The 13,408-nt window shown below is 33.5% G+C and carries 9 protein-coding genes; 1 reads left to right on the top strand and 8 read right to left on the bottom strand.

What is annotated here, in order from left to right; genetic code table 11:
- Window positions 1–218 precede the first annotated feature (218 nt).
- From V7719_RS01595 to V7719_RS01585, 3 genes are all read right to left on the bottom strand, one after another.
- The gene (locus V7719_RS01595; protein WP_335728105.1) at window positions 219–1,625 is read right to left on the bottom strand and encodes an FAD-dependent oxidoreductase; all 1,407 of its coding nucleotides are present in this window, start codon (window positions 1,623–1,625) and stop codon (window positions 219–221) included.
- Between the two features lie 78 nt (window positions 1,626–1,703).
- Window positions 1,704–2,060, bottom strand: a complete 357-nt coding sequence (locus tag V7719_RS01590; protein ID WP_335728104.1) for a hypothetical protein — start codon at window positions 2,058–2,060, stop codon at window positions 1,704–1,706.
- Window positions 2,061–2,463: 403 nt separating this feature from the next.
- Complete coding sequence (locus V7719_RS01585; RefSeq protein WP_335728103.1) at window positions 2,464–3,309, bottom strand: helix-turn-helix domain-containing protein; 846 nt, start codon at window positions 3,307–3,309, stop codon at window positions 2,464–2,466.
- Between the two features lie 258 nt (window positions 3,310–3,567).
- Between V7719_RS01585 and V7719_RS01580 the strand changes: the two genes are divergently transcribed.
- Window positions 3,568–4,776 carry a Pycsar system effector family protein gene (locus V7719_RS01580; protein ID WP_335728102.1) on the top strand — a complete coding sequence of 403 codons (1,209 nt, stop codon included), beginning with the start codon at window positions 3,568–3,570 and terminating at the stop codon, window positions 4,774–4,776.
- Between the two features lie 19 nt (window positions 4,777–4,795).
- On the opposite strand, the gene V7719_RS01575 is transcribed toward V7719_RS01580, so the two are convergent.
- The 5 genes from V7719_RS01575 to V7719_RS01555 all read right to left on the bottom strand — a co-directional run bounded on the left by V7719_RS01575 (window position 4,796) and on the right by V7719_RS01555 (window position 13,403).
- Window positions 4,796–7,171, bottom strand: a complete 2,376-nt coding sequence (locus V7719_RS01575; protein ID WP_335728101.1) for a GAF domain-containing protein — start codon at window positions 7,169–7,171, stop codon at window positions 4,796–4,798.
- 101 nt (window positions 7,172–7,272) lie between these two features.
- On the bottom strand, window positions 7,273–7,689 hold the full coding sequence (locus tag V7719_RS01570) for a hypothetical protein (protein WP_335728100.1): 417 nt from the start codon (window positions 7,687–7,689) through the stop codon (window positions 7,273–7,275).
- A gap of 4 nt (window positions 7,690–7,693) precedes the next feature.
- On the bottom strand, window positions 7,694–9,811 hold the full coding sequence (locus V7719_RS01565) for a glycoside hydrolase family 97 protein (protein WP_335728099.1): 2,118 nt from the start codon (window positions 9,809–9,811) through the stop codon (window positions 7,694–7,696).
- Between the two features lie 48 nt (window positions 9,812–9,859).
- Window positions 9,860–11,521: an alpha-amylase family glycosyl hydrolase gene (locus V7719_RS01560; RefSeq protein ID WP_335728098.1), complete on the bottom strand. Its 1,662-nt coding sequence runs from the start codon at window positions 11,519–11,521 to the stop codon at window positions 9,860–9,862.
- A gap of 1 nt (window position 11,522) precedes the next feature.
- Entirely contained in the window at window positions 11,523–13,403 is a 1,881-nt protein-coding gene (locus V7719_RS01555) for an alpha-amylase family glycosyl hydrolase (RefSeq protein ID WP_335728097.1), read from the bottom strand.
- Window positions 13,404–13,408: the final 5 nt, after the last annotated feature.

Raw genomic sequence — 13,408 nt, 5'->3', positions numbered from 1 at the left:
ACATATAAGTTACATAATTCTTCTCTATCAAAAAAAGCATGCACAAATTATAATAATCATAGTTCCAAATTATGATTGTTCTCAAATTGATCTTTCCTTATTTTTACTGCTTTAAAAGCATAAATAACTAATAAACTAATGGCTACAAATACCAGTTCCTAATATTGATTTTGTTATTTATCAAAACGAATTATTCAATAGTATAAAGCTGTTAGTTTCTATTTCAAATAATTTCTAATTCCGTAGCTCGCCAAGACACCTTCACCTGTTGCTGCTGCGACTTGAGCAATTGCGCCTTCTCTGCAATCTCCTGCCGCTAAAATGCCATCTACAGAAGTTTGGGCTAAACCTGTTGTTTGTATAAATCCACGTTCGTCAAGTGCAACTATATTTTTAAATGATTTTGTGTTTGGTATTAATCCAATAAAAATAAATGCGCCATCTGCTTCAATAATTGATTCTTCATTAGTCGCATTATCTTTCACTTTTAAACCTTTAAATAGATCGTTTTCATTTGACACAAACTCAAGGGAGCTTTTATTCATGTATGTTGAAATATTATCAATAGATTTCAACTTTTCGACATAAGTTTCAGAAGCGCTAAAGTTTTCAGAGCGATGAATAATTTTAACGCTCTTACAAAAACCGGCTAAAAAGATACCTTCTTCTAGTGCCGAATTTCCACCGCCAACAACAATAATATCTCTATCTCTATAGAATGCACCATCACAAGTTGCACAAAAATGAATTCCAGAACCTATCAATTCTTCTTCATTCGGTATTCCCAACTTTCGATATGTAGAACCTGTCGATAAGACGACTGTTTTTCCTAAATAAGTAGTGCTTTTCGTTTGTATTGAGAATAAGTTATCACGCTTTTCAATACCAATAACTTCTTCGCCTGTTTTTATTACTGCCCCATAGGTTTTAGCTTGCTCTTCCATTTTCTCCATTAGTTTTGGACCAGAAATGGATTGAAACCCTGGATAATTTTCAATTTTCTCTGTTAAAAATGCGTTCCCACCAATTGTTGATTTTTCTAATATTAAAGAATCAAAGCGATCTCTTTGTGCGTAAATCGACGTTGTTAATCCAGCGGCTCCTCCTCCAATAATAATGGTATCGAAAATTTTATGCTCTTTCTCAACGTTTATTGAAAGAAGACGTGTTAATTCAACATTATCAGGATTGGTATAAGGTACATCATCAATCAAGATTGTTGGAATAATCCGTTTTCCGTTATTAATTTCTTCAACTTTCGCTGTTGCCCAATCATTAGAATCTACATCAATAAATTCAAAATTAACACCATTATCTCTTAAAAAGCTTTTAGCTCTTCTACAATCTGGACACCAATCTGCTCCAAACAACTGTACTCTACCTGCTTCATTTATTCCTAAAACAGAGGCTATTTCAATATTATCGGGATTTGTATACGATTTGCCTTTAATAATAACAGTTGGAATAATTCGCTTCCCATTATTAATAGCTTCAACTTTTGCTGTCGCTTCTTTATCTAAATCAACATCAACAAACGTGTAATCAATATTATTTTCTTTTAAAAATGCTTTAGATCTTCTGCAATCGGGACACCAATCTGCTCCATACAATAAAATATCTGTCATTGGTTTTGTGGTTTTGTGAGTTTTCTAAATTTAAGAAATAGAATCTCAAATTATTACAATTTGAGATTCTATTTAATTTTATGCGTGGTAGTATCTTTCTCTATAAATTTGACCATCTTTCCATTCTGTAACAACTACTTGCTCTGATACCATTGTGCTTCCATCTTTTAATTTTAAAGTCATTACCGCATCATAAAAAGAATGGTTACCATTAACAGCATAATTTCCAGCTTCGTAACCAATAAATTCTTCTAAGTCATTATTAATAAAGTCCTCTTCAAACTTAAGGCAGTAAGCTTTTCCTACTTTAGGATCTCCGTTTGCTTCCCTTAATTCTACTTCGTCATGCAAGTAAGTTTCCATTGCTTCCATAAATTCGCCTTTAGCCAATAGGGCATGAACGTGTTTTAGGTTGTTTTCGATTTGATTTTCCATTTGATTTTACTTTTAGTTATTAATACCACAAAATTATGGCACAAAGGAGCAATTAGAAATATCTATTTTTCCCAATGAGATGTACTTTTTCCTTAAATTCATAACTGAGGTAATAAAACAATACTATTAGATGGAATAACCATGACTTGATCAATTATACTGTGTTTTAAACTACACTTAACGTCCAACATTAAATTTGCAGAAAGAAACACTTTTAAAACTTAAAGCCATTATGTTATAATTCTTATAACATATGTAAAGGTAATTAAGTAATCACCTTGTTTTTGGTTTTATGAATCCGCTATTTTTTAGAAACACAAAATTAGAAGAGGCAAGAGCTTATGGCGATAAACATAGGGTCCAAAAAAAAGGTCTATTTTCTTTATTAGAAAATAAATGAACTTTAATAAATATTTAAAGTGTTCTTTTTGAAGTGAATTGGAGAGACTCCTGCTTGGTTTTTGAAAAATTTAGAAAAATGAGAAGCTTCATTAAACCCTAATTCAAAGGCGATTTCTTTTGAAGACTTTTCGGAAAGTAACAATAATTTTTTCGCTTCAAGTATAATACGATCATTAATAACTTGTAAAGGTGTCTTGTTATTATACTTAGTAAATAGGTTGGAAATAGTCTTTGGTGATTTATTTAATAGTTCTGCATATTCAGATACTTTATGCTTTTCCCTAAAGTTGGCCTCAACCAATAAATTAAACTGCCTTATGATATCAACTTTAGATTGCTCCATTGTAGGATCAATGATCGTTTTCTTTAAAAGTCTTACCGATTTTATGAGCAACCTTTTAAGTAATACACGCAACATTTCTCCTTGAATATGATCTTTTGTTTCAAACTCTTCTTCAAAAAACATAAAAAGTAATTCAAAACTCTTTATTTCTTTTTCGGTTAACTCCACTACAGCTGGAGCAGAAGATCCTAAAAACAAAAAACCATTACATGACACTTCATGATCATGGTCTCTTATGCAGTAAAACTCTCGATCAAAAATTATAGAACTAGCCCCTTTTAAAAAAGGTTCTACTTGAATCATATTGAATGGAGTACAGAACAAAACCTGATTTTTTTCTAAGGCAACAGAGTAACCGTCAATACCAAGTGAAACCTCATTATCTTTAGCCCAAATTACTTTGTAAAAGTCCCCTGTTCCAAGTCTATTTTCAAAAGAAGCGCAATTAAAATCTGTTAAAACGAGGTTTCCTTGTTCAGGACGTTTTGAGTATCTAAAATTCATTTAACAATAAATTTGATAGAGGTTAGGTTAAAAAAAAGCAGAAATATACGCAATAAACTTACATTATATTTATCACAAAATTATTAAACATAAATTTGATGTATAATATCGTAGAGTTATTGTCGTTAGCTCTTCTTAAGAATTGCAGATTTTCAGATTTGATGTAATGAAAGAATATAATTAATTTACGACAAATCTCATTGTTAAACCATCATTAATTAAAGTTTAGTATTTTTACTAAATAAACATATCGTCTTTATGGATACTCTTATTATTGAAGCAGAAAAACATGTTATTAACATTCTAAACGAAACATTAGATAATACATTTACATATCATAATTTACCACATACACAAAGAGTGGTACAAAAGACTAAAGAATTAGCTGAAGTTGCTAAATTGGACAATACTCAAGCAAGCCTTCTAACTATTTCAGCTTGGTTTCACGATACAGGTTATACAAAAGGGAACGAAAGTCATGAAGAAAAAAGCGTGAAAATTGCTAGTGTTTTTTTAAAGAGTCATAATGTATCCCAAGACCATATCGATATTATTTCGCAGCTAATTTTAGCCACAAAAATGGGTTATGAACCCAAAAATGAATCAGAAAAAATCATTAGAGATGCTGATTCGTCACATTTAGCTAGTAAAAACTATAAAGACACCTGTGAATTATTGAGAAAAGAATGGGAGCTAACTTGTGACAAGACTTTAACTGAATCTGATTGGTTAAACGAAAACATTAATTTTTTAAGTAATAATCATCGATTCTATACTGATTTTGCTTCGGCAAATTGGGAAAAGCAAAAAGGAAAAAATTTATCTCAATTGCTTAAAGATAAAAAGAAAATTGAGATTTTGAGCTCTAAATTAAAACAGAAAAAGGAGGAGTTAGATTTTAAAAAGAATAAAATAGAGCTCCCAGAACGTGGTATTGAAACAATGTTTAGAGTAGCGCTTAAAAATCATATTACACTAAGTGATATTGCAGATACAAAAGCTAACATTTTACTATCTGTAAATGCCATAATTTTTTCGTTAGTATTATCGAATCTAGTATCTAAACTTGACAACCCTTCAAATGATTATTTGATTTGGCCAACCGTAATTTTTACGACCTTCACTGTCGCTTCAATTATTTTATCTGTTTTAGCGACACGTCCAAATGTGACTCAAGGAAAGTTTACTAAAGAAGATGTTGCCAATAAAAAAGTAAATCTATTATTCTTCGGAAATTTTCATAAAATGAATCTCGATGAGTTTGAATGGGCCATGACAGAAATGATGCAAGACAGAGACTACCTATACAGTTCACTTACCAAAGATTTATATTTCCTTGGTTTAGTGCTAAATAGTAAATACAATTTACTGAGAATCACCTATACCGTTTTTATGATTGGCGTTATTGTAAGTGTAATTTCCTTTGCTGTAGCCTTTATATTATCAGGAGGAAATACAGGCGTGTAATTTCAGATTAACAAAAAATTTAAACCTTAATTTCTCTCAATAAATCATCGTAAGTATGAAATGATTTATCATCTTTTTCTTTATAATATAACACGCTTACTCTAATTGCCTTTAAACCAGTTACAGCCTGTAAATCTTGTAGCTCAACAATTTCAACATCATCATCTAAGCACTTTTTAGACTGTAAGAATTTAATATATCTTAAATATTCTATCTCATCTTGTTTTTGAGAATAGACGATACTTATTTTCCCTTTTTGAGTAACACGCTCAGTCGTACCTTTAATGTATGCTTTATCAACACGTTTTTTTACAATTTCGTATCGAGCATTGTAAGTACCATCCACGTCAAATTGCTTTTCATCCATTCTAAAACTAATAGATAAGGGTTGATTAAACACCAGAATCATTGAAGCCACATCTAATTTTACTGGGAAATCAGATTGCATTAAATAGAACGAATTTTCCATCTCGCACATCACTTGTAACTGCCACAGCCTAAGGTTGTACAAATAGATAGGATTAAAAGAGTCTTCTTTAGTAATAGATTCTCCAATGTACATATTATGTTCCACACCATCAGTTTTGAAACGCTCAAAATAATGTGGATACATGGCTTGTGCTTCAACCTGTTTTTTATCTAAAAGTGAAGCCATCTCTTTATTAATTAAAGTGATAGTATCATCGTAATCTTTTCTGTGTTTATATAAAACGTTTACCTTATCATCTATACTATCAAAGTAAGATTCTACTTGGGGTTTTAAAGAATCTATTTCTAGTAAATGCCCTAATAAAGGATCAATATCTTGTTTAATAAATGCTGAAATTTGCTGCTCACTATCCACCTGAAAATGCAAATTCAACCCTTCTAAATAATCATTTATTTGATACAAATACTGCTCGTAAATTGGCAAGTTTTCAATATCAAAAGCACTTTCGATTATCGCTTTAATAGCACTCAGCTGAATGTTTAAATCTAGCTGTGTAGCTGAATTTCTAGCATCTGAAGAGCCTTTAATATCGATTTGACCATATAATGGGTAAATATTTTCGAAAGCAATCTTATTAAAGCTAGGTTCTTTACCGTTTAATTGATCTTTAATAAAATTCTTAGCTTCTTTTTCAAAACGCCAATTCACACTAGGATGAATAGAAGTACATTCCTTTTGAATAATTGCTTCTATCAAATTCTCTTCTTCTTTTTTTGAACGTTCTACCGCCGAAACGATAAAAGGCATCACATCTATCAATTTATTAGCATTGATGCTATTTAATACTTTAGGTTGTTCTGAAACAATTTCGAGAATTCCCATTAAGCCATCTTCATTAGCTAATGGAGCTAAAATGGCACTTTTAATATTTTGTTCCTTTAGTGTTTTGTACTGTGGCACTTTCCCTTTTGAAAGCTCATAAAATTTATCCACATCAGAAATGGCGTAGAACTTTTTTTCTTTCAATAATGTATTGTAGGACTTACTACAAAGAGCTCCAGAAGTGCGACTAGCATCTAAATGATTTAGTAAATAACTATTCATCCCAACGCCATAAACACGTTCAAAAGTGTCATCCTGTTTATTATATATAGAGAATCCTACTTTTATATCTTTAAGACCTAAAAGGGAACGAAAAATTTCATGAAAATCTTCCATAAATCCTTCCGTTTTTCTCCGATCTTCTCCAATAAGGGTAGATTTGATATTTGAAATCGACTGATCATCTGTTACATTAAAAACATTAGATATTACAAAGCCCTTAAATGTGTAACTATTTGGTGGAAACTTTGCTTTCCACAATTCCATATTTTCAAAATTATCTAATAATTCATCAACATCTTCTTGCGAAATTTTTGGAGCATCCTTAGATGGAATAATTTCAGTGAAATCAGCATTATACAAAATTTTGTAGTACTGCATTATCCCACTAGCATCAGGAATTTCGTAATAAAACGGTCGTTTAAAATTGATATGATGATCATAGCAAAATGCCAATATTATAGTACATGCAATGATGTATGTATCATCTTTCGGCATGTTCTTAATCTCTAATTCAAAATCATCTCCAGCAGTCTTGATGATAGATTTAAAACGTTCGGAAGAATTAAAAATTAGATTATGAAATGGTACCGAAGCTGTTTTAATCTCGTTTTTTGTTAAGACAGGACTAAAGGAATCTTGAAGAATTATGCTGATTTCTTTTTCCCTCTCTACTAAAATAGAAGGATCACTAAACCCATCACGTAATACGGGATAAGCATCAGCCGTCTTTAAAACACGTCGTGCTTTAGCTGCAATGAATTCGTCTTCATTTTGAGACAAGTCTTCATAGTGCTTAAGTAATTTATCAAAACTGACCTTTAATTCAAAGGGAGACTCAATATTTTCATTAATATCGCTCATAACAACTGTTTGGTACATGCAAAGTTACAAATTAATAGATTAGTCGCTACTAATAAGACTTTCTTACCATAAGAATGTTACAACTAAAACACAAAATTTAGCTATTCAATAAAAGTCCAATTAACACCATCGCTAATAACGATGAGTGTTCTTCTGTTGTTTTCATACATAAAAACTTCAACTGTGCCCGTTGTAGTGCCTTTCGGAAATAATAAACCTGCAACAGTAGTAAGCTTGGCCGTTATTGTATTATTGATATTTCTAATAATATATACTCTTCCTGGAAATTGAGTAGGATCGGGAAGTCTGAATTCTTGATCTGTTGCTTGAGGGTTAACTGACAGATAAACTCCGTCGTCAATTAGTTTTGCTGTTGTATCACCTACTAAAGTCAGGTGCTTAACAGATAAATTCCCATTAATATCTAAGGTACTCTTAGGATCCGTAGTTCCAACACCAACCTGAGAAAAACTCATTACAGAACACAAAAAAATCGTTATTAAAACTATCCTTTTCATCTCCTTAATTTTTAATTATACTTATAGCGCAACCACCACCTTCAGCAAGTTTTAAAGTGATCTTACTGTCACTATTAATCTTTGTTTTTTCTATATCTAATGCTAAAGGATTTTTATCCCAATGCGCATCTTCTGCGTCTTTATAAATTGTGGCCGTATACTCTTGATTATCATCTAGAAAATCAAAATTTATTTCAAACTCTCTTGTGTTTTCATCAGTAATACTACCTAAAAACCAGTTCCCTGTTAGACGTTCTTTCCTCGCAATCGTCACATAATCGCCTACTTCACCATTTAAAACCTCAGTAGTTTCCCAATCGACACCAACATCTTTTATAAATTGTAAGGGCTCTGGATTCGCTTCATAATGCTCAACTAAATCTGCTGCCATTTGAATCGGACTATAAATCACAACATACAATGCCAATTGCTGAGCTAATGTCGTGTTAACTTGGTTTTCGGTTTTATATTCGTTGAATTTGATATTAAAAATTCCTGGAGTAAAATCAATTGGACCTGCTAACATCCTTGTAAATGCTACTATTGGCAAATGCTCTGGTGGATTTCCTCCATCTTCAGCCCAAGCATTGAATTCCTGACCTCGCAGTCCTTCCCTAGAAATAACATTAGGGTATGTTCTACGTAATCCAGTAGCTTTTATTGGCTCATGTGCATTAACAGCAACCTCATATTTAGCTGCATTTATTGCCGCATTGTTATATTGATTGACCATGTATTGCCCATGATGATATTCTCCTTTTGGCAGTATTTTACCAACATAACCAGATTTTACAGCATGCATGTCATATTTCTGCATTAATGCATAAGCAGCATCTTGTTGTTTTTCATAAGTTTCCGTAGCAGCAGAGGTTTCATGATGCATGATAATAGCCACCCCTTTTTCTTTTCCGTAGCGAACTACTTCATCTATATCATAGTCTGGATAAGTTGTTACAAAATCAAAAACGCCTTCTCTATCGTCGAAGCCAATCCAACGTTCCCAACCTGTGTTCCAACCCTCAACCAAAACGCCTCCAATATTATTTTTTGCAGAAAAATCAATAAAACGCTTCACATTTTCGGTCGTTGCTCCATGTCGTCCATGCGCTTTTCCTGTATCTGCCCATTCACCATCAACCATTTCCATTCCGTAATCCCAAGACGATTTTCCTAAATGCATTTCCCACCAAACACCTGTGTATTTCATAGGTTTAAACCAAGATACATCACCAATTTTATTAGGCTCATTGAGATTTACGATGAGATTAGATTCTATTAAATCTGGAGCATTATCAGCAATCTGAATGGTTCGCCAAGGCGTGTGAAATGGTAAGCTTCGCTTCACTTTATAATCGGCGTTTTCTGAACCCACAAGATGACTTTCAAGATTTAGGTTTTCGGTATCCACTTTTAAGGTCATCCCAGAATAATCGATTAATGCTGCTTCATGAAAACTTAAGTGCAAACCATCTTTCCCAACCATAGTTACAGGTGTATTGACAGCATTCTCTGGAATGTAGGTTTGTGCTAAATTGACGTGACCAACATATTTTAAAGCATCAATTTCTGAAAGTTTACTCGTACTATATAAATGCTCATAGATATCCCAATCTCCAGGAATCCAGAATGTTTTATAATCTTGAGTTAAATTGAATTGGGTATGTTCTTCGGTAATTTCTACGTCTTTTAATCTGGCTTGTTCAGGAAATTCATATCGAAAACCTACACCATCGTCATAGACTCTGTACACAATATTGAGAAAACGTTCTGGAGATACTTTTTCTTGCAGCATCACCTTAAGTTCTCGATAATTATTAACCACATCCTGCTGTTCTCCCCAAGGCATTTGCCAAGTTTCGGTAAAGGTTTTGGTTTCTGAATTTTTAATAATGAAATTTTTCTCAAATGCAGGTGCATCCTTAAATTCAAAACCCAAAAAAGATGTATCAATTACTGTTGAATTATTACGTATTACCAAATAATATGGCTGGCCTTCTTCAGAAAGATTAAAACTCACCTCAATAGTTCCATTTGGAGATACTGCTTTTAACTCTCTTTTTTCTTCGGAAGTATTGCAGGACAGGAACATGACAAATGCAAATACTGTAAATAAAGCTTTCATATAATTTATTTTTAAGCCTTCTTGACTCCGGTCGAAGTATCAGAAGATTCATTTTTGTTCTAATAGAACAATATCAAATTCAGAATTTAGTTTTATTTTTCCACTAGTAACAATGGCATCTAGGTTTGAATAGGCATCATGAACTACAACGCCTTCTTCAAAAACTTTGGACACATCTATTATTTTTTTTCCTTTATTTAAATCTAATCCAACAACAACCATGTCTATAAACTTTCCGTCGGTAAAACTTCTGGAAAAGGTATAAGGTGTTTCGGTAATCATTTGATGGATTCCTGCACCAACTGCTGGATGTGCATTTCTAAACTTTCCTAGTTTTTGCCAATGGTCTAAAACGGACTGTGTTTTTAGGTCATTTTCGATTGCGCTCCAATTCATCTTTGAACGCAAGTTCGCATCACCTTCAGCACCTTTAACAACTAGAACTCTTGCCGATTCATCTCCATAATAAACTTGTGATGTTCCAGGTGTTAATAATAGTTTAGTCGCAGTCTCATATGGCTTTTCTCTGGCTGGGTCGAAGGGTTGACCATCATCATGCGAGCTTAAATAATTAAGAATACCAAAGTCTTTTAGTTGGTTATGTAAAATGTCATCATAGGTTGAAAACACATCTTCAATAGGCATTTGTTTGGCATTCCATTTAAACTCAAAATTGATTTGACTCGTAAACTTATCATCGTAATAATTGACTTTTTTATCTCCAAAATCAAAAAATTTCCCGCCACTAATTCCATAGTTATACACTTCACCAACGAGGTAAAAATCGTTGTCATCTAAAACTTTTTCTGGATTGTTCTCTTTAAATTCTGAAAACGCATAATCACATTCTGTTTTAAATTCCTGCCATACATACTCTTCAGTGTGTTTTACGGTATCGCATCTGTAACCATCAATTCCATAATCTTTGATATAGTCTGCTAACCATTTCATGATATAAAAACGTGGTGCCCTCGGATGGCCTGTTCTTTCAAAAAACGCATCGAGTTCTTCCACTTCCTGCTCATAACGACCTTCAGCTTTCCATTTTTCTACTAATTGAGGTGGTAAGTCGACAGCTTCATTACTTTCGGTTTTAATATCTGGTAAGTTCTTCACCAAGGTGCAAGTAATTGTATTTTCGTAATTGTTATACTGGCATTGCGGTCTTGTTCTCACCCAATCACTTGGCCAAACTGGATCTTTTTCGGTAACAGGACCTGTGTGATTAATAACGGCATCAAGTAAAACGCGAATCCCCTTTGCATGAGCTGCATCAACCAATTGCTTTAAATCTTCTTTTGTTCCATAGTTTGGATCTATTGCTGTCCAATCTTTTGCCCAATACCCATGAAAACCGTAAGTCACTCCAGTACCTTCATCTGTTCCGCCGTGAATTTGTTCTACCACAGGAGTCATCCAAATGGCATTGATTCCTAAATCTGAAAAATAGCCGTCTTCAATTTTTTTAGTTATTCCTTTGAGGTCACCGCCTTCAAAACCACGAAGCGTTGCTGTTTCTTTTGTGCGATCAAAATTAATATCGTTTGAAGTATCCGAATTATTAAAACGATCGGTTAATAGAAAATAAAGGTTCGCGCCTTCCCAAACGAAAGGTGTTTCTAGTTTTACGACTTCAATGTTTTCTTTTGACTGGGATTTACAACTTAGAAACGTCGCTATTATTAAAATTAAAAGGGTTATTTTTTTCATGCTATTTTTTCAATTTAAGTATTAACGATTGCAATGGTTCCAAGGTAATCTTAGCAAGACCCTCTCCATTTGCAACCGTTAATTCTGTTGTATATGTATTGTACAATTGATCTGATAATTCATACGATTGGTTATCTAATTCCCATGTTTCGATGATGCCTTCAGGAAGCTTCAAATCAAATTCTTGACTATTTTCAGCATCAAAATTTGAAATAACAATAAGCTGCTCATCAGCACTCCAACGCACAAAAGACAGAACTTTATCATTATAATTTTGAGTGTGTTCTCGATTATACAGATGGATATCCTGATAGTCTCCAGCCAATGCATTACTATTAATTGTGAAGTTCAGCAGGCGCTTATAGAAATCACGAAGCTCTTTTTCTTCAGACGTCGATTGTCCTCCATCAAAGTTCTTGTTATTTACCCAACGAACGAGGCTTGGCACACTTCCGTAGTCAAAAATAGACGTACGCGTTGGGTCACCATAACCTAAATCTTCTGTTCCAGGCTCTCCGAATTCTTGTCCGAAATACACCATAGTTGGTGCTGTACTAATTGTTGTTGAAACCACCATCGCTGGCTTTCCTTTTTGGGCACTTCCTGCAAAATCGGGACTTGCAATACGTTGCTCATCGTGATTTTCTAAGAAGTGTAACATATGATGTTCAATATCGTTTAAATCGTCTAAAATTGGTGGGATATTGTCAGTCTTGCCATGACCTTGCATCACGTGTTTGATTGTGTCATACAATTGCACTTTATCATACAAATAATCCATTTTCCCTTTTTTGATATAATCTCTATACAAACTCGGATTATATACTTCGGCCAATAAAAAGGCATCAGGATTTTTCATCTTGATATGCGAGTTCATATAACTCCAAAACTCGACTGGCACCATTTCGGCCATATCGTAGCGAAAACCATCAACATCCTTTGCTGTCCAATACAAGGCAATATCCTTAAACTTAATCCATGAACTCGGAACGCTTTTATCATTCCAAAATTCGAAATGCGCTTTGTAATCTTCATTATCAAAACCATCTGGTAGTTCGTCAAAACCTTTTTCTCCGTCAGGAGATACACCATAATTCACTTTTACGGTTTCATACCAATCGTTCATATCAGGCTGTGAAGCTCGCGAACCGTTTCCTGTCCATTTTGCAGGGTTCTCATCAAATTTACTATCTACCATAGTATGATTTTCACCACCTAATGGCTGGTAATCGTTTTTCCAATTAGGTACTTTGAAAGCTTGTCCTGGGTTATAATAGAAGTTATTATTCACATCATACACTACTGTTTTATCATCTTCGGCTCCAAAATCGGAAGCCCCTTCAGGGTTTGATACACTTTGGTAGTTTCTAGCGACGTGATTAGGAACAATATCTATAATCACTTTAAGTCCTGCTTTATGAGAACGTTCAATTAAAGCTTCAAACTCTTGGATACGATTTTCGCCATTATCAGACAAATCAGGATTTACATTATAATAGTCTTTTACGGCATAAGGCGAACCAGCGCGACCTTTTACGATATCTGGATCATCGTTTGAAATACCATATTTGGTGTAATCTGTAATCACATCATGATGCGGAATACCAGTATACCAAATGTGTGTTACGCCCAAATCTTTAATTTCTTTTAATGCTTTTTCGGTGAAATCACTGAATTTACCAACACCGTTTTCTTCGATAGTTCCCCAAGGTTTATTGGTAGTATTTGTATTTCCAAAGAGTCTTGTAAAGACTTGATATACGACTTCTTTTTTCTTCAATTCTATTATTGTTTTAGGGGATTCTTGTATCGTTTTTTCCTCGTTTTTACATCCAAAGACACTAACCAATACGATCAACATGCTAATTTTTAAGTGTTTCATTTTGG

It is taken from the genome of Psychroserpens sp. (assembly GCF_036960315.1).
Taxonomy (GTDB): domain Bacteria; phylum Bacteroidota; class Bacteroidia; order Flavobacteriales; family Flavobacteriaceae; genus Psychroserpens.
This window is presented reverse-complemented; position numbering and strand designations above follow the sequence as displayed.

What these genes read in the sequence shown, in the direction of transcription:
- V7719_RS01595 (WP_335728105.1), bottom strand. Translation starts at nt 1,625, where the DNA reads ATGACAGATATTTTATTGTATGGAGCAGATTGGTGTCCCGATTGCAGA.
- V7719_RS01590 (WP_335728104.1), bottom strand. Translation starts at nt 2,060, where the DNA reads ATGGAAAATCAAATCGAAAACAACCTAAAACACGTTCATGCCCTATTG.
- V7719_RS01585 (WP_335728103.1), bottom strand. Translation starts at nt 3,309, where the DNA reads ATGAATTTTAGATACTCAAAACGTCCTGAACAAGGAAACCTCGTTTTA.
- V7719_RS01580 (WP_335728102.1), top strand. Translation starts at nt 3,568, where the DNA reads ATGGATACTCTTATTATTGAAGCAGAAAAACATGTTATTAACATTCTA.
- V7719_RS01575 (WP_335728101.1), bottom strand. Translation starts at nt 7,171, where the DNA reads ATGAGCGATATTAATGAAAATATTGAGTCTCCCTTTGAATTAAAGGTC.
- V7719_RS01570 (WP_335728100.1), bottom strand. Translation starts at nt 7,689, where the DNA reads ATGAAAAGGATAGTTTTAATAACGATTTTTTTGTGTTCTGTAATGAGT.
- V7719_RS01565 (WP_335728099.1), bottom strand. Translation starts at nt 9,811, where the DNA reads ATGAAAGCTTTATTTACAGTATTTGCATTTGTCATGTTCCTGTCCTGC.
- V7719_RS01560 (WP_335728098.1), bottom strand. Translation starts at nt 11,521, where the DNA reads ATGAAAAAAATAACCCTTTTAATTTTAATAATAGCGACGTTTCTAAGT.
- V7719_RS01555 (WP_335728097.1), bottom strand. Translation starts at nt 13,403, where the DNA reads ATGAAACACTTAAAAATTAGCATGTTGATCGTATTGGTTAGTGTCTTT.